Here is a 16,077-nt window from a genome sequence, read left to right on the forward strand (position 1 = left end):
AAGGATGAACGCGGAACAACGGAAGCACATCGAGAAGAGACTGCTGGCGGCCCGGTCGCGCGCGACGCGGGAACTCGGCCAGTACGACGACTCGTTTACGAGTTCCCTTCAGGGAGCGGACAGCGATCTGGCCGCCTACAGCTTCCACATGGCGGACCAGGGGACGGACGCCATGGAGCGCGAGAAGGCGTTCCTGTTCGCGAGCAAGGAGGGTCGGCTGCTCTACCACATCGACGAGGCGCTGAGGCGGCTCTATCGGAACCCGGAGCAATTCGGAAGGTGCGAGGACTGCGACGAGGAGATCAGCTTCGAGCGGCTCGACGCCCTCCCGCACGCGCGGCTCTGCATCCGGTGCAAGGAGAAGGAGGAGACGGGTGCCTGAAGCTCCCGGACGCGATCTCGCCGTCCGCCTCTGGCTGACGCTCGTTCCGATCGTCGTCATCCTCGCGCTGGACATCGTGACCAAGGCATGGGTCATGAACACGTTCGAACTGTACGAGCGGACCCCGGTGATCGGCGACTTCTTCCGCTTCACCTACACGCACAACCGCGGCGCGGCCTTCGGGCTCGACATCGGCGAACATTCCCGGATCTTCTTTCTCGTCCTCTCCCTGATCGCGCTCGGCGTACTCGGCATCATCTACCGCGCGACCCCGTCCTCCGACCGGCTTCGCATCCTCGCCATCTCGCTCGTATCCGCCGGCGCGCTCGGCAACATCTGGGATCGCATCCGGCTGGAAGCCGGCGTCGTCGACTTCCTCGACTTCGGCATCGGTGCGAGCCGTTTCCCCATCTTCAACATCGCGGATTCCGCCGTGACGGTCGGTGCGGTGCTGCTGCTGATCTCGTTCTGGCTCGAGGGCCGGCGCGAGAGGGAGGTGGCGGCTGCGGCGGCGGAGGCGACCCCCGAGTGAAGTGAGTCCGCCCGAATCCGATGCGGAGGGTGCGGGCGGGCGGCGGCTCATCGAGATCTGCGAGGGCGAGGACGCGGCCGGCGACCGGCTCGACCGCCTGCTGGCCGAACGTCTCTCGCTGAGCCGGGCCCAAGTCGTGCAACTCATCTCCGACGGCCGGGTGACCGTCGACGGACAGGTCCCAAAGAAACGGTATCGGCCGCGGGCGGGAGATCGGATCGAGGTCGAACTGCCGCCCCCGGTTTCCACCCGGCTGGAGCCCGAGGACATCCCCGTCAAAGTCCGATACGCGGACGACGACCTCGCGGTGGTCGAGAAGCCGGCAGGACTCGTCGTCCACCCCGCGCCCGGCCATCCGGGCGGCACGCTCGTGAACGCCCTCCTCTTTCACCTCGGCGGGCTGTCGAGCATCGGCGGGGACCGCCGGCCCGGGATCGTGCACCGGCTGGACAAGGACACGAGCGGGCTCATACTCGTCGCGCGCCGGGACGAGGCGCATCGAGCGCTTTCCGCCGCGCTCCACCGCCGCGAGGTCGAGCGCGGGTACGTCGCCGCAGTCTGGGGACACCTCGACGAGGAGCGCTTCACGGTCGATCGCCCGATCGGGCGCGACCCGCGCGACCGGAAGCGGATGGCCGTGCGCGAGACCGGACGGCCCGCGGTCACGCACTTCAAGCGCCTGGAACGCTGGAACGCCGCGGAGCTGCTCGCCGTCCGGCTCGCCACGGGGAGGACGCACCAGATTCGGGTGCACCTCGGATCGCTCGGACACCCGGTTGTCGCGGACCCCATCTACGGGCCGCACTGGGAACGTGGCTTCGGCGGCGCGGGCGGCCGCTGGGCCGGAGAGCTCCGGCGCCGGGCCGGGCGACTCTTCCTGCACGCCGCGCACCTCGCGTTCGAGCACCCCGGGACCGGCGAGGCGCTGTCCTTCGCCTCGCCGCTGCCTTCGCCGCTCCTGGAGGCCTCGGAATGGGCCCGGGCGAGTTCGTGAAGTGCTCCAGGCGCGCCGGGAATGCGCCCCCATCGTGGTTGACGCATGTCGGGGGGACATCTAGCGTCCCCGCATGAATCAGCGAAGACGCGACCGGAGGAGTGGGGACGCCCCCGCGCGGGGCCTCCAGTTCGGAGTGGCCAACTACGTGGCGTTCGCGCTCGGCCTCACGTCGATCGCCGCCGGATACGTGCTGCTCGACCGGGGATCCGTGACGGCCGCGCCGCTCCTGCTCATCCTGGGCTATGCGGTGTTCCTGCCCGCCGGACTGATCCTCGGCTGGCGCCGGCTCAGCTAGCGCCGGCTCGGCCAGCAAGGGCTGGGCCAGCGGGAGTCGGCCCGGGGAGGCCCCGCCGCAACGCCGCGCGGGTGGCCACGATTCGGGGCGAATAGCTCAGCCGGTTCAGAGCGCCTGCCTTACAAGCAGGAGGTCGGGGGTTCGAATCCCTCTTCGCCCATTGAACTTACGCGATCCGGAGGGTCCTCCGCCCCTCCAACCAACCATCCCGGGAGAAACTCTCATGAAGTTGCCGCGCAGCGCATTCCGGCTCGCCCTCGCACTCTTCGCCCTTCTCGCCGCCACACCGGTCGCTACCACGCCGGCGCAGGCCCAAAGCCCCGCCGCCATCTCGGCTGCGCTGGGCGACATCGAGTGGCGACACATCGGTCCCGTGAACATGGGCGGACGGGTGTCCGCCATCATCGGCGTACCGGGCGATCCGCGGACCTTCTGGGTCGGAGCGGCCAACGGGGGCGTCTGGAAGACCACCAACGGCGGAGTGACCTTCGAGCATCAGTGGGACGACGAGAACACCTACTCGGTCGGGGCGCTGACGCTTGCTCCCTCCGACCACAACGTCGTCTGGCTCGGCTCCGGCGAGGGCGACCCGCGCAACTCGGTCTCGTACGGCGACGGCGTGTACCGTTCGACCGATGGCGGCGCCACCTGGACCCACCTCGGCCTCGACGACAGCGAACGCATCAAGCGCATCGTCGTCGACCCGCGCGACCCCGATGTCGCCCTGGTCTGCGCGATGGGCCACGAATGGGGCCCCAACCGGGAGCGCGGCGTCTTCCGCACGACCGACGGTGGCCAGACGTGGGACCACGTGCTGTTCATCGACGAGGACACAGGGTGCTCGGACATCGACATCGACCTGACGAACCCCCGCAACGTCTACGCGGGTATGTGGACCTTCCGCCGTCTGCCGTGGCGTTTTGACGACGGGGGCAGGGAGACGGCGCTTTACGTCTCGCGCGACGGCGGCATCTCGTGGAAGAAGATCACGACGACGCCGGACGAGCCCATGGCCCGCATCGGCATCAGCGTGGCGCAGTCCCGTCCGAACATCGTCTACCTGATCACCGAATACCCCACCGCCGGCACGCTCTTCATGTCCGACGACTACGGCGAGACCTGGGAGATGGTCAACGACAACAAGAACCAGCTCAACTTCCGGCCCTTCTACTACTCCGACGTCTACGTCGACCCGTCCGACCACGAGACGCTGTACACGCTCTCGGGCGGGCTGTCGAAATCGACCGACGGGGGCCGGACCTTCGAGCGCATCGCCAACGACGTGCACGGCGACCACCAGGCGTACTGGATCGACCCGGAAGACGGCGAGCGGATCCTCTCGGGCTCGGACGGCGGGATGCAGGTGTCGTACGACGGAGGCGCCAACTTCCACATCTTCCGCAACTTCAGCCTCGCGCAGTACTACCACATCTTCGTCGACGACCGCGACCCGTACTACGTGTGCGGCGGGCTGCAGGACAACGGCAACTGGTGCGGGCCGAGCCGGCTCAACGACCGCCGCGGCATCCTGCCCGGCTATTTCTACACCGTCTCCGGCGGCGACGGCTTCTACACCGTGCCGGTGCCGGGTCAGCCGAACCTGATCTACTCGAACGCGCAGGGCGGCTACTTCCGCATCACGGACACGAACTCGGGGCAGATGCGGTCGATCGAACCGTGGCCGCTCATGATCGGCTCGGTGGGGCAGGGCATGTACCAGGCGAGGTACCGTTTCAACTGGGACGCGCCGATCGTCATCTCGCCGCACGACCCGGCCACGGTGTACTGGGGCGGCAACGTCGTCTTCCGCAGCAACGACTACGGCCACTCGTGGGACGTGATCAGCCCCGACCTCACCACCGACGACCCGGAGAAGCAGCTCGATTCAGGCGGCGAGATCTACCTGGACAACACCGCGGCGGAATTCCACACGACGATCCTCACCATCGCCGAGGACGAGTTCGAGCCGGGTGTGATCTGGGTCGGCACCGACGACGGTAACGTGCAGATCACGCGCGACAACGGCGCGACGTGGACGAACGTCCGCGACCGCGTGCCCGGCCTGCCCGCCGAGACCTGGATCGGCAACATCGAGGCATCACCCACGGATGCCGGCACCGCGTACATGGCCGTCGACAACCACCGCCTCGACGACTTCACCCCGCACCTGTGGGAGACGCGCGACTACGGGCAGACGTGGCGAGACATTTCCGCCGGGCTCCCCCAGGACGACTACGTGAAGGTCGTGCGGCAGCATCCCTCGAACCCGGACCTGCTCTTCGTCGGCATGGAGCGCGGCATCTTCGCGTCGTGGGACCGCGGCGACACGTGGGTGGACATCCGCGGCAACCTTCCGCGCGTGTCGGTGCGGGGCGTGAAGATCCAGCGCCAGTACAACGACCTCGTCATCGGCACGCACGGGCGCGGCGCGTTCATCCTCGACGACATCCAGCCCATGGTCGAGCTGACCGCGGCCATCGGCCAGGACGCCCATCTCTTCGACATCCGCACGGCGACGGAGTGGGAGATGTGGGGCCGCACCAGCAACTTCGGCCAGAGCCGTTTTGCGGGGGAGAACCCCGCCCCCGGCGCGTGGATCCACTTCCACCTCTCGGAGGACGCCGCGGAGGCTGCGGGCAACTCGGTCGACGTGCGTATCACGGACCGCAGCGGCACGCTCGTGCGCGAGTTCCAGCACCGTGACGTCACGTCGGGCCTCAACCGCGCGATCTGGGACCTCCGCTGGACCGGCGCGGAGCCGATTCCGGGACAGGGTCCTCCGGGCGGAGGGTTCTTCTTCTTCGGCCCGACGGGCCCGCCCGCCGTCCCGGGCACCTACACGGCGACGATCGATGTGGGCGGCACGGAGCTGTCGAAGGACTTCCAGCTTCGCGGCGACCCCAACGTGGCGGCCTCGCAGGCCGTGTACGACGAGCGCTTCACCGCGGCCATGCGCGCACGCGACCTCGAGACGCAACTCAATCGGATGATGGGCACGATCATCGATCTGGACGGACAGATCGACGGACTCCTCGAGTCCATCGAAGGCAAGGACCTGTCCAACGAAGAACAGGTGAGAGCCGTCGCCGACGATGCTCAGAGTCAGCTGACGGCGGTGTCGAGCGAAGTGCGGCGTCCGCCGGGATCGATGGGCTACCGCGATTGGCCGCGCCTCATCGAGCAGCTTCGCAACATCTCCCGCGCGGTCTCGGGCCCGCAGGCGCGACCGACGGTCGGGCAGATGGACGTGCTGACGGAGATCGAAGCCGGCGCCGCTCAGCGGGCCGAGGAGCTCTCCGGCATCGTGAACGGCGTGATCGCCGACCTCAACGACCTCCTGGAGGACGCGCCGAAGATCATTACGAACTGGCGGCGGGTGGTGATCAGCTGATCGCATGTGGTTTCTGATCGGCACGCTCTCGCGCTGGGCGTTGTTCACGGGCCTCCTCGTCGCGGTGGGGGCGGTGGCCTTCAAGCTGGTCATCCTCAGACGCTTTCCGGGGTTCGCGCCGGAGGAGGATGGAGCTGCGGGCGTGGCGCCCGAGAGGCTGGCCGCCGGGATCGGCGGCCTCGCGGTACTGCTCGCCGGCGCGGGCACGCTGGGTCGGCTCGCGGCGGAGGCGAGCGTCTTTCGCGATCCGTTCGAACCGCTGGGGGCGGAGCTTCGCCTGCTTGTGATGGGGACCTCCTGGGGGCGGGCGTGGCTCGCACAGGTCGCGGCGGTCGTTCTCTCCGGGCTGGCCTTCGCGCTCGCCGCCGCGCGGGGCGCCCGGGCGGAATTCGGCTGGATCGCGGCCACGGCGGGGGTGGCCCTCCTCGCGTACACGCCGGCGCTGGCCGGGCATGCGGTCGGAGCCGAACACTTCGTCACTCCCGCGATCACCGCCGACATCTTCCACATGGTGGCGGGGGGCGTGTGGCTGGGCACGCTGGCCGTGATGGCCGGAGTCCTCTATCTCGGCCGGCGCCGCGGGGCTTCGCCGTCGAAGCGCCGCATCGTCGACTGGATCACGGCCTTCTCGCCGCTCGCGCTGGGCTCGGCGGCCGTCATCGCGGTCACCGGACTCTTCGCGGCATGGCTCCATCTCGGAGCAGTCTCGGCGCTCTGGACCGAACCCTGGGGGCGGACGCTGAGTCTGAAGCTCTTCGTCGTCCTCGCGATCGCGGGCTGCGGCGCGTACAACTGGCGGCGCGCTCGCGGCCGGGTCGCGGAAGCCGGGGATCCGCCCCGTCTCCCGCCGACCGTCACCGTCGAACTGAGCGCGGCAGGTCTTCTGCTCCTCGTCACCGCCGTCCTCACCGGCACGACGCCCCCGGCCCATTGAAGCCGGTGAGACACTCGGTGAGACACGCATTGGCGGGTTCCGGACGGTGACCGCGATCGCCGGACTCCGGGTGAACGGAGACCGACTCTGGGGGCGCCTCGAGGAGTTGGCGCGGATCGGCGCCACTCCTGCCGGGGGCGTCCACCGCCTCGCCCTGAGCGACGAGGACCGTCGGGCGCGCGACCTCTTCCGCGGGTGGGCCGAGTCGCTGGGCCTCGCGGTGTCCGTCGACGGGATCGGCAACATGTTCGCCCGCCGGGACGGGACCGGCGGCGCCGCGGCCGAAGGCCGACCCCCTCTCGTGCTCGGGAGTCACCTCGACAGCCAGCCGACGGGTGGACGGTTCGACGGGCCGCTCGGCGTCCTCGCGGCGCTGGAGGTTGCGGAAACGCTCGAGGAGCACGGGGTTCGGACGGCTCGTCCGATCGAAGTCGTAAACTGGACGAACGAGGAGGGCGCCCGCTTTCCTCCCGCGATGATGGGCTCGGGCGTGTTTTCCGGCCGCTTTGCCCTCGCGGACGCCCTCGGCGCGACGGACGCGGACGGGGTCACGGTCTCCGGCGCCATCGACCGCATCGGCTGCCGCGGCCCGCTCGCCGTCGGGGGCCGCCCGATCGCCGCCGCTCTCGAATTGCACATCGAGCAGGGCCCGATTCTCGAGGAGAACGGATGCGAGATCGGCGTGGTGACCGGCGTGCAGGGCGCCCGCTGGTTCGACCTGACGATCGTGGGCGAGGAGGCGCACGCGGGGTCGACGCCGCTGTCCCGGCGGACGGATCCGGTGGCCGTGTTCGGGCGGTTTCTCGTCGACGCGTATCGCCGCATCGAACGCGATTTCGCGCCGCACGGACGGCTGACCTTCGGGGTTCTGGCCGCGGAGCCGGCGTCGCGGAACACGGTGCCCGGACGGGTCGCCGTCAGCGTGGACCTCCGTCACCCCGACGACTCGACCCTCGACGAGATGGAAGACGGTCTGCGCGAGGCGGCGAACCGCGCCTGTCTCGAACGCGGGGCGGCGTGGCGGCTCGATGACGTCTGGCGCTCTCCTCCCGTGCGGTTTTCCGATCGGTGCATCGACGCGGTCCGCGCGGCGGCGGATCTCTGCGGCTATTCCTCCATGCCGATCGTGGCCGGCGCCGGCCATGATTCCGTGCACACGAACGACATCGCGCCGACGGGGATGATCTTCGTCCCCTGCGAAGACGGCATCAGCCACAACGAGGCGGAGAACATCACGCCCGCACAGGCGGAGGCGGGCGCCAACGTCCTCCTGCACGCGGCGCTCGGACTCGTGGAGCCGCCGCCGGCTGATATGTTGTCCGCGCCGACAAACCAACCAGGAGGCGCCGCGTGACCGCCACGACGAACCCCGCCACGGCGAACCCCGCCGGGACCGCCACGGCTCAATGGCAGGACATCGACCGACGCCATCACGTCCACCCCTTCATCGACCCGCGGATCGTCGCCGAGAAGGGGACGCGGGTGATCGTGGGCGCTGAGGGCCGCCACCTCATCGACTCCGATGGCCGGCGCATCCTCGACGGCATGGGCGGTCTGTGGTGCGTGAATCTCGGCTACGGACGTGAGGAACTTGCGAGGGCGGCGTACGACCAGATGGTCGAACTCCCCTACTACAACACGTTCTTCCGTTCGGCGCCCCCGGCCACGATCGAGCTGTCGCGCGTCCTCGCTGAACTCACGCCCGGCGTGATCGCGCACACCTTCTTCTCGAGCTCCGGTTCCGAGGCGAACGACACCATCGTCCGCCTCGTCCGCCGGTACTGGGACCTCCGCGGAAAACCCGAAAAGAAGACGTTCATCAGCCGAACCTACGCGTATCACGGCAGCACGATGGCCGCCGCCAGTCTGGGCGGTTTCGAGGCCATGCACGCGGTGGGCGACCTGCCGTTGCCCGGCTTCGAGCACGTGATGCCCCCGTACTGGTTCGCCATGGGAGCGCCCGACGAGACGCCGGAAGAGACCGGCGCGCGGGCGGCGCGGGCGGTGGAGGAGAAGATCGCCGAACTCGGTGCGGATCGCGTGGCGGCGTTCATCGGCGAGCCCGTCATCGGCGCCGGAGGCGTCATCGTGCCGCCGGACAATTACTGGCCCGAGATCCAGCGCATCTGCCGCGCGAACGATGTGCTTGTGGTCTGCGACGAGGTGATCACCGGCTTCGGCCGCACGGGCGAGTGGTTCGGCGCCGAGAAGTTCGGGATCGAGGCCGACCTCATGACGATCGCCAAGGGACTCACGTCCGGCTATCTGCCGATGTCCGCCGTGCTCATGACCGATGCGGTGTTCGACGTCCTGGCCGAAGGCGGGGTGATCCCGCACGGCTACACCTATTCGGGGCACCCGGTCTCCGCCGCCGTGGCGCTGGAGAATCTCCGGATCATGAGGGAGGAAGGCGTCGTCGACCGGGTGAGGGAGGACACCGGCCCCTACTTCCAGGCGCGGTTGAGGGAGTTGAACGATCACCCGCTCGTGGGCGAAGTGCGGGGCGTCGGACTCGTGGCCAGCGTCGAACTCTCGAAGGACAAGACGACCCGGGAGCTGTTCGAGCCCATGGGCGAGGTGGGCGCCCTCTGTCACGAGCACCTCTACGACGAAGGGGTCGTGTTCCGCGCCATGCGCGACGTCATCTGCACGAGTCCGCCGCTCACGATCACGCGCGACGAGGTCGACGAACTCGTGACGAAGGCCCGGGCGGGCATCGATCGGACGGCGAGGGATCTCGGCATGATGTAATGGGACCCCACGGCCGGCGCGCGGGGGCCGTCTTCAGACCCCTTCGAGCGTCTCCGCCATGAGGTGCCGGACCACGGCCCGCACGTCGCCGGTCTCCTCGTACACGGCGAGCTGCCGCTGCGAACTCGACCCTTCCCTGAGGATCCGGAGCGCGTATTCCACCTCCGCGCGGGTTCCGAGTTCGTCGACCACGTCGTCGAGGAACCACTCGATGAGTTCGACGATCAGGTCGGTGGCGGGGTGCTCGCTCTGCCGTCCGAAATCGATGAGCTTTCCCGTCAGCCCGTACCGGGCGGCGCGCCACTTGTTCTCCGCGAGGAGGACTTCGGGGTAGAGGCGAAAGGTGAGGTTGTCCCGCCGCAGCTTCCAGAGTTTCGCAACCAGCGCCTGGAAGATGGCGGCGATGCACACGACCTCCTCCACGCGCGTGCACATGTCGCATACGCGGAATTCGAGCGTCGGGAACTTGTGGTTGGGACGCACATCCCACCAGATCTTCGTCGGGTCCGGGATCGTGTTCGAGCGGACCATCGTCTCGATGAAGTGATTGTACTCGCTCCAGCCTCCGAAGCTCATCGGGATGCCCGTGCGCGGAAAGTTGCGCCAGATGATGCTTCGGTACGAATGAAGCCCCGTCTTCGACCCCTCCCAGAAGGGGGAACTGGTGGAGAGGGCGAGGACGTGCGGAAGGAAGTACCGCGAGACGTTCATCGCGTCGACCATGAAGTCCCGATCCTCGATGCCCACATGGATGTGGGTGCCGAAGATCAGGTTCCGTTCGGCGACCTGCTGCAGATCCTCCCGCAGTCCGACGTAACGGTCGAGCGGCGTGATGTCCTGCTGCTCCCAGGTCGAGAAGGGGTGCGTCCCCGCGGCCACGATGGCGAGCCCCTTCTCGGCGACGGTGCCGCTGACGAGGCGTCGCATGCGCACGACCTCCTCGCGCGCCTCCGCCACATCCCGGCAGACCTCGCTCGCCGTCTCCACGCACGCCTGGTGAAGTTCCGGGTGGATCTGCCCGCGCGTCTCCGGATCACCTTCGAGAATCTCGGTGATGAACGACGTGAGTTCGCCGGTCTCCGGATGGACGACCTGGTACTCCTCTTCGATCCCGAGCGTGAGTGAAGGCGCTTTCATGTGACCCTCTCCGGGAGAGCGTTTCGAAGCCGCGGGGGCAAGCTACTTTCGAGGATCGCCGGGGGCCATGTATGTTCCCCCGTCCCCAACCCGACCCGGTTTCCCGACACGGAGGCTCCACTGATGGACTGGCTCTTCGCAATCTGCATCTTCTGGCTTGTGGCTGCGGTCTTCTTCGGCGGCCTCTACGACGCGGAGACCGGATCGCCCGGCCGCCAGGTGCTGGGGCTTCTGCTCAACTTCGTCGTTTTCCTCGGCATCTTCGCCGTGCTGCGGCTCGCGCTCGGCGGCCTGGGCGGGGAGAGCGCATTCCTGCGCACCGTGTGGGGGACCGTCGTGCCCACGGCCCTGCCGACGATGCTGCTCGGCCGGATCGGGAACGTGGTCTTCAAGCTCGCGGGCGTCACGATGACGCGAAAAGTGTTCTCGGCGGACGCTCACTAGCAGGCCCTTCAGCGGGCGATATCGAGCGCCACACTTGCAATCCCGCGATGGCGGGCGAATTATGCGCCCGGATCGCTCGTCGGAGCTTACTTTCAACAGGGAGAACCCAGGATGACCAAAGACGATTTCGCGGCGAAGCTCGCCTCACAGGCCGGCCTGAGCAAAGCCAGCGCCAGGGATGTGATCGACTGCATTTTCTCGACGGATTCGGGCAAAGGGATCATCGCAGGCGAGCTTGACGCCGGCCGCGACTTCACGGTCACCGGCTTCGGCACGTTCGGCACCCGGCACCGCAAGGCGCGCATGGGTCGGAACCCGCAGACCGGCCAGTCGATTCAGATTGCGGCCATGAACGTTCCCACCTTCAAGGCGGGCAAGGGGCTCAAGGACCGCGTCCGAGCCTAGATCGGTTATCGCGACGGGATCCGGAGTCCGCCGGGTCCCGTCGCGATCACTTTCGATCTCCGTCTCTTCGTTCTTCCGTCACAACCTGAGCAGCCCCGGGAGCGTCCTCAGCGCTTCGAGGCTGTGTCCCGACTGGAAGTAGTCCACGAACGGGAGCGCGGTGCGCATGCCCCGGGCCTCGGGCGCGTAGCGCGAACTCTCGAGGAGGGGATTGAGCCAGATGACCCGGCGCGCCCGCCGCTGAATCCAGCCCATGGCGCGCCGGAGGGGTTCCACCTCGCCCTGGTCGAGTCCGTCGGAGAGGATGATCACGAGCGTCCGCCGACCGAGCATCCGCCGGCCGTGGCGGGTCACGAACGTCTCCAGGCACTCGCCGATCCGCGTCCCGCTCGACCAGCCGCGCGCCCGCAGACGGTCCAGCGCGGGATCGATCTCTTCGCCGGCCAGCCAGGGCGTGAGGTGCGTGAGGCGTGTGCTGAAGGCGAAGGTCTGGATGTCTCGCGCGCGCCCGCACCCCAATAGGAAACGCAGCAGGAAGCGGCTGTAGCGCTCCATCGAGCCGCTCACGTCGCACAGGACGACGAGTTGCGGCGGTACGTGCCGTCGCCGTCGCCGCGCCAGCCGAACGAGTTCGCCCTCGTGCGCGACGAGCGATCTCAGCGTTCTCCGGACGTCGATCGGTCCCCGGCGGCCGCCGGGCTCGAGTCGGCGGCTGCGTCGTGTGGACAGCCGCACCATCAGCCGCTCGAGCCAGGCGTCGACCTCGCGCAGCTCCTCGTCGCCGATCGAGGCGAAGGAGCGCCGCGCGAGCGAGTGGGCGGCGCTGTAGACGGCGCCGATCGGGCGCTCCGCGGAGTTCGGCTCGTCGCGAACGTCCTCGCCGAGATCGTCGCGAGCCATCGGCGGCGGCCCGTCCGGCCCGGAAGGCGTGCCGGCCGGCTGGCGAGCCCCCCGGTCCCGCGCGGCCTTCGAGAGGAGATCCTCGACGGCGGATGACGGCTGTACTCCCCGCCACCACGCGGGGAAGCAGCGCTCGAAGACCTCGAGGTCCGCGGCACTCGAGCAGAATGCCGCGCGGAGGCCCGCTCTCACGTCCTCCACATCTTCCGTATCGATGTGCGGAAGCGCGGCGACGGCCGTCGTGGACTCTGAAAGCGCGCAGGCCACCCCTTCGCCGCGCAGTCGCCGGCTCAGGTCGACGACGCGCTCCGGCGTCAACTCCCGCCGTCCCCCGATGAGGCGAGCAGTTCCCCCAGCCGCTCCTCCGTCAGCCCGGCCAGGTCGTTCGGGTCCTTCACGAGCGCCCCGATCGCGTCGCGCGCCGCCGCCGGGCGCAGCGGGCCCGGCCCCAGGTGCTCGAGGGCCGCGGCGAAGTCCAGCGTCTCCGCCACGCCGGGGGGCTTTGCGAGCCGCTCGCGCCGCAGCCGCTGGGCCAGCTTCACGGCCTCCCGCGCCCGGGCGGCCGCGATGTCCGGGCGCCGCCGCCGCAGAATCTCGACCTCCCGCGCCGGCTCGGGATAATCGATCCACAGATAGAGGCAGCGCCGCCGCAGCGCGTCGGACAGCTCGCGCGTCCCGTTCGAGGTGAGTACGACGACGGGCCGCGTCCGGGCCTCGACCGTGCCCAGCTCCGGGATCGAGACCTGGAAGTCCGACAGCAACTCGAGCAGGAACGCCTCGAACTCCTCGTCCGCCCGGTCCACCTCGTCGATGAGAAGGACCGGACGCGTCTCGCAGCGAATCGCGCGCAGGAGGGGCCGCTCGAGAAGGAACTCCGGGCCGAAGATCGTGCGCTGGACCGCCTCGGCATCGCGGTCGCCGTCCTGCAGGCGGATGTGGAGGAGCTGCTTCTGGTAGTTCCACTCGTAGAGGGCCGTGGGAAGGTCGAGCCCCTCGTAGCACTGGAGACGGATGAGTTCCGCCTCGAGCCACGTGGCGACCGCCTTGGCGATCTCGGTCTTGCCGACGCCGGCGGCCCCCTCGACGAGGAGCGGCTTCTCCATGGCGAGGCCGAGATGGACCGCCGTCGCGATCCCCCGGTCGGCGATGTAGCCCACCGCCTCGAGTTCCTCGATGATCTTCGCGATGTCCGGTTGCAAGGCGACGACCTCCCGGTTGCGGGTGCGACGCGGCAATCTCAGCTTCCGGTGGAAGCCGATCCGCGGTAGAGCCGCTCCCGGCAATATAACCGCTCCCCCGGAGACCACGCCCGACCGTGATCCGTCCCCGTCCGGCTCCGCTCCGCGACAGACGCAAACGCCCGAGGAACGACGATGGCGATCGAGATAGAAAAGAGTTTCGAGGTTCCGCAGACCGTGGATGAGGTCTGGAGCTTCCTGACGGATCCCGAGCGCATCGTCGAGTGCCTGCCGGGCGCGACGCTGCTCGAGGCCGTTGACGAGCGTACGTACCGCGGCGAGATCGGGCTCAAGCTCGGCCCCATCGGGACCCGCTTCCTGGGCGAGATCCGCTTCGACGAACTCGATGCCCAACGCCATCACATGAAGATGACGGGAGAGGGGCGGGATCGACGGGGCAGTGGCAACGTGAGAATGACGATGTTGAGCCATCTCCAGTCTGTAGAAGAGGAAGGGGTCGGAGGAACCCGGATATGGGTGTCGCAGTCCATCGCGCTGACCGGACGGCTTGCGTCGTTCGGGCGCGGCGGCGTGATTCAATCGGTGTCGAATGTTATGTTCAATCGCTTCACGGGCTGTGTGCGTGAGAAGCTCGCGCAGTGATCCGCGGATCACGACTTGCGCGCGGCGGCGGCTTGCATTAATCGACCTTGATACCCTTGTTTCGAAGTGATGCCGGTTTTGGTGTGTCGCACGGCCCTGTGATCCGTGCGCTGTCTGTTGCACGAACCGTTCGAGGTACTCGATGAGAAGCACGCGGAACATTCTCCCGTGGGTGGCGGCCGGGGTCGCCGTCCTCTCCCTTCCGGCGGCGCCTCGGGCGCTCGAAGCGCAGACGAGCGACCTGCTGATCCTGGTCGCGCCCGTCACGGCGACGGAGCCGGTCGACCGCCGTTTCGGGGAGCGCATCGCCGAGGAAATCCGGGATGCGCTCAGGATCTTCCCCGGCTACATCGCGATCGAACGCGATGATGCCCGCGATCTGATCGACGACTTCGATCTCGACGAGAGAACGATGACCCCGATCGACTGGCGGCAGCTGGGGATGCAGATGAATGCCGCCCTCGTCATGACCGGGACGGCGGTCACGGCCGCCGGAGGGGTTGAGGTCGACGTCACCTTCGTCGAGCCCCGGAGCGGGGACGAACTCCCGATGGAGCCGTTCACGGTGGCGGACGACGACTCCCACGAGGAGGCGGCCGCCCAGATCGTGGGGCAGCTCGGGCAGGGCGTCGACTACCTCCGTTCGCTCGCCTTCTGCGGCGACTACCTCGCTTCGGAACAGCCCATGGACGCGATCTCCAACTGCAACGCAGCCCTGGCGCTGAACCCCGACAGCGACCGGGCACACTATCTGCGCGGTCGCGCACACATGCTCAACGAGGCGTGGGGCGATGCGGTCGTCGACCTGCAACGCGTCGTCGACAACAACGCGTCGGACACCGACGCCCTCGAATCGCTCGCGTTCACGTACGCCCAGCTGGGCGACGGCGCCGCGTCGCTTCGCTACTACCAGCAGTATCTCGACTTCCGGCCCGACGACGTCGAGAAGCGGCTGCGGATCGCCTACGAGCTGACGCAGGCCGGGCGCTGGGCCGAGACCGTGCAACTCCTTCAGGACGGCGTGGAGCGCGCGCCGGACAACGTGGACCTCCTCGAGTACCTGACGGGGGCGTCGCTTGAGGCCGGACAGACGGCGGGCGAGGTCACCGATGTGGCGATGCTCCGCGTGGCTGTCGAGACGTCCGACAAGCTGGTCGCGCTGCAGGGCGACGCCGTGACCCCCTCGACGCTCTCCAACGCGACGAACGCGTACATGCTCATTGAGGAGTACGACGACGCGCTCGCCTTCTCGGACCGGGCGCTCGAATCGATCTCCGGTTCGGACGGCAACGGCGAGGGCGAGATGTCCCGCGAGGAGCTGCTCGCGCAGGTGCACTCTTCACGCGCAACGATCTATGATCGGATGGAGAATCCGGCCATGGGCGTGGCGGAGCTGGAGCAGGCGCTTGCATACGACCCGGACGTGCCGAACGGACGGCAGCGCCTTGCAGCGCTCAAGCTGAAGACCGGTGACACCGAGGGTGCGGTCGCGGACTTCCGCACCGCGGTGGAAAACGGGGCGGATGCGAACCAGGTGGGCAACGCGATCTTCAGCCTGGGATACAACAATTACTATTTGGCGCAAACCAGAGTCGAGTATGGCTCGATCGACCTGGGCGAGCTCAATGCGGCACTCGAACTGCTGGACGTTGCCACGGAATTCGTCCAGAACATGGAGCTCTCTCAGCAGATCCACTTCTACCTCGCGTACGGGTACTTCCTCCAGGGGAGCGCCTACGACAGCCGAAATGAAGCGGACATGGCCTGCGCGCCGGCGCGCACCGCCCTCGGCGCCTTCCAGCGCGTGAGTCCGCACCTGGCGCAGGCGGGTACGGTACAGGCTGGCAACCAGGAGCAGATCCGCGTTGCGATCGATCAGCAATTGTACCGCCAGGAGTCGATCATCGAGGAGTCTTGTGATCGCTCGTAACCCGGCGGCGCCCGCCATGGGAACCTGATGCTCGAGACCCTCGCGCCCGGCCCGCTTCGCTGCGGGTCGGGCGTTTTTTTTCGCGCGGCGATGGTATGAAATGGGGAGAAAAGGGGTTGACACCCATCACCAGGGTGC

At 68.3% G+C, this 16,077-nt stretch carries 15 protein-coding genes and 1 tRNA gene; 13 read left to right on the forward strand and 3 right to left on the reverse strand.

What is annotated here, in order from left to right; translation table 11 throughout:
- Positions 1-4 precede the first annotated feature (4 nt).
- The 9 genes from ACQY5G_RS08805 to ACQY5G_RS08845 all read left to right on the forward strand — a co-directional run bounded on the left by ACQY5G_RS08805 (position 5) and on the right by ACQY5G_RS08845 (position 9,282).
- A complete protein-coding gene (locus tag ACQY5G_RS08805; RefSeq protein ID WP_428103886.1) occupies positions 5-382 on the forward strand; it encodes a TraR/DksA family transcriptional regulator in 378 nt (125 codons plus the stop codon).
- The gene (gene lspA, locus ACQY5G_RS08810; protein ID WP_428103889.1) at positions 375-914 is read left to right on the forward strand and encodes a signal peptidase II; all 540 of its coding nucleotides are present in this window, start codon (positions 375-377) and stop codon (positions 912-914) included. Before ACQY5G_RS08805 ends, lspA begins: the two co-directional genes overlap by 8 nt.
- 1 nt (position 915) lies before the next feature.
- Positions 916-1,908 carry an RluA family pseudouridine synthase gene (locus tag ACQY5G_RS08815; protein WP_428103892.1) on the forward strand — a complete coding sequence of 331 codons (993 nt, stop codon included), beginning with the start codon at positions 916-918 and terminating at the stop codon, positions 1,906-1,908.
- A 73-nt stretch (positions 1,909-1,981) separates the two neighbouring features.
- A complete protein-coding gene (locus tag ACQY5G_RS08820; RefSeq protein WP_428103894.1) occupies positions 1,982-2,206 on the forward strand; it encodes a hypothetical protein in 225 nt (74 codons plus the stop codon).
- An 85-nt stretch (positions 2,207-2,291) separates the two neighbouring features.
- Positions 2,292-2,366, forward strand: a tRNA-Val gene (locus ACQY5G_RS08825).
- 63 nt (positions 2,367-2,429) lie between these two features.
- Positions 2,430-5,597 carry a WD40/YVTN/BNR-like repeat-containing protein gene (locus ACQY5G_RS08830; RefSeq protein ID WP_428103897.1) on the forward strand — a complete coding sequence of 1,056 codons (3,168 nt, stop codon included), beginning with the start codon at positions 2,430-2,432 and terminating at the stop codon, positions 5,595-5,597.
- A gap of 4 nt (positions 5,598-5,601) precedes the next feature.
- Positions 5,602-6,531, forward strand: a complete 930-nt coding sequence (locus ACQY5G_RS08835) for a copper resistance D family protein (protein WP_428103899.1) — start codon at positions 5,602-5,604, stop codon at positions 6,529-6,531.
- Between the two features lie 46 nt (positions 6,532-6,577).
- On the forward strand, positions 6,578-7,885 hold the full coding sequence (locus ACQY5G_RS08840) for a Zn-dependent hydrolase (protein ID WP_428103902.1): 1,308 nt from the start codon (positions 6,578-6,580) through the stop codon (positions 7,883-7,885).
- Positions 7,882-9,282, forward strand: coding sequence for an aspartate aminotransferase family protein (locus ACQY5G_RS08845; protein ID WP_428103905.1), 1,401 nt, complete (start codon positions 7,882-7,884; stop codon positions 9,280-9,282). Before ACQY5G_RS08840 ends, ACQY5G_RS08845 begins: the two co-directional genes overlap by 4 nt.
- A gap of 33 nt (positions 9,283-9,315) precedes the next feature.
- On the opposite strand, the gene ACQY5G_RS08850 is transcribed toward ACQY5G_RS08845, so the two are convergent.
- Positions 9,316-10,419 (reverse strand): carboxylate-amine ligase, encoded by a 1,104-nt coding sequence (locus ACQY5G_RS08850; RefSeq protein ID WP_428103908.1) that lies wholly within the window; start codon positions 10,417-10,419, stop codon positions 9,316-9,318.
- A gap of 123 nt (positions 10,420-10,542) precedes the next feature.
- Here ACQY5G_RS08850 and ACQY5G_RS08855 point away from each other — a divergent pair, with 123 nt between their 5' ends.
- Together ACQY5G_RS08855 and ACQY5G_RS08860 are read left to right on the forward strand one after the other, a co-directional pair.
- Positions 10,543-10,863 carry a hypothetical protein gene (locus tag ACQY5G_RS08855; protein WP_428103910.1) on the forward strand — a complete coding sequence of 107 codons (321 nt, stop codon included), beginning with the start codon at positions 10,543-10,545 and terminating at the stop codon, positions 10,861-10,863.
- A gap of 111 nt (positions 10,864-10,974) precedes the next feature.
- Positions 10,975-11,268 (forward strand): HU family DNA-binding protein, encoded by a 294-nt coding sequence (locus tag ACQY5G_RS08860; RefSeq protein WP_428103912.1) that lies wholly within the window; start codon positions 10,975-10,977, stop codon positions 11,266-11,268.
- Positions 11,269-11,346: 78 nt separating this feature from the next.
- Here ACQY5G_RS08860 and ACQY5G_RS08865 read toward each other — a convergent pair whose 3' ends face one another.
- Positions 11,347-12,486 carry a vWA domain-containing protein gene (locus ACQY5G_RS08865; protein ID WP_428103914.1) on the reverse strand — a complete coding sequence of 380 codons (1,140 nt, stop codon included), beginning with the start codon at positions 12,484-12,486 and terminating at the stop codon, positions 11,347-11,349.
- On the reverse strand, positions 12,483-13,367 hold the full coding sequence (locus ACQY5G_RS08870) for an AAA family ATPase (protein ID WP_428103916.1): 885 nt from the start codon (positions 13,365-13,367) through the stop codon (positions 12,483-12,485). Before ACQY5G_RS08870 ends, ACQY5G_RS08865 begins: the two co-directional genes overlap by 4 nt.
- 174 nt (positions 13,368-13,541) lie before the next feature.
- Between ACQY5G_RS08870 and ACQY5G_RS08875 the strand changes: the two genes are divergently transcribed.
- Together ACQY5G_RS08875 and ACQY5G_RS08880 are read left to right on the forward strand one after the other, a co-directional pair.
- Positions 13,542-14,009: an SRPBCC family protein gene (locus tag ACQY5G_RS08875; protein ID WP_428103918.1), complete on the forward strand. Its 468-nt coding sequence runs from the start codon at positions 13,542-13,544 to the stop codon at positions 14,007-14,009.
- Positions 14,010-14,151: 142 nt separating this feature from the next.
- Positions 14,152-15,939: a tetratricopeptide repeat protein gene (locus ACQY5G_RS08880; RefSeq protein ID WP_428103920.1), complete on the forward strand. Its 1,788-nt coding sequence runs from the start codon at positions 14,152-14,154 to the stop codon at positions 15,937-15,939.
- The last annotated feature ends 138 nt before the right edge of the window (positions 15,940-16,077 follow it).

It is taken from the genome of Candidatus Palauibacter sp., assembly GCF_965261555.1.
Taxonomy (GTDB): domain Bacteria; phylum Gemmatimonadota; class Gemmatimonadetes; order Palauibacterales; family Palauibacteraceae; genus Palauibacter.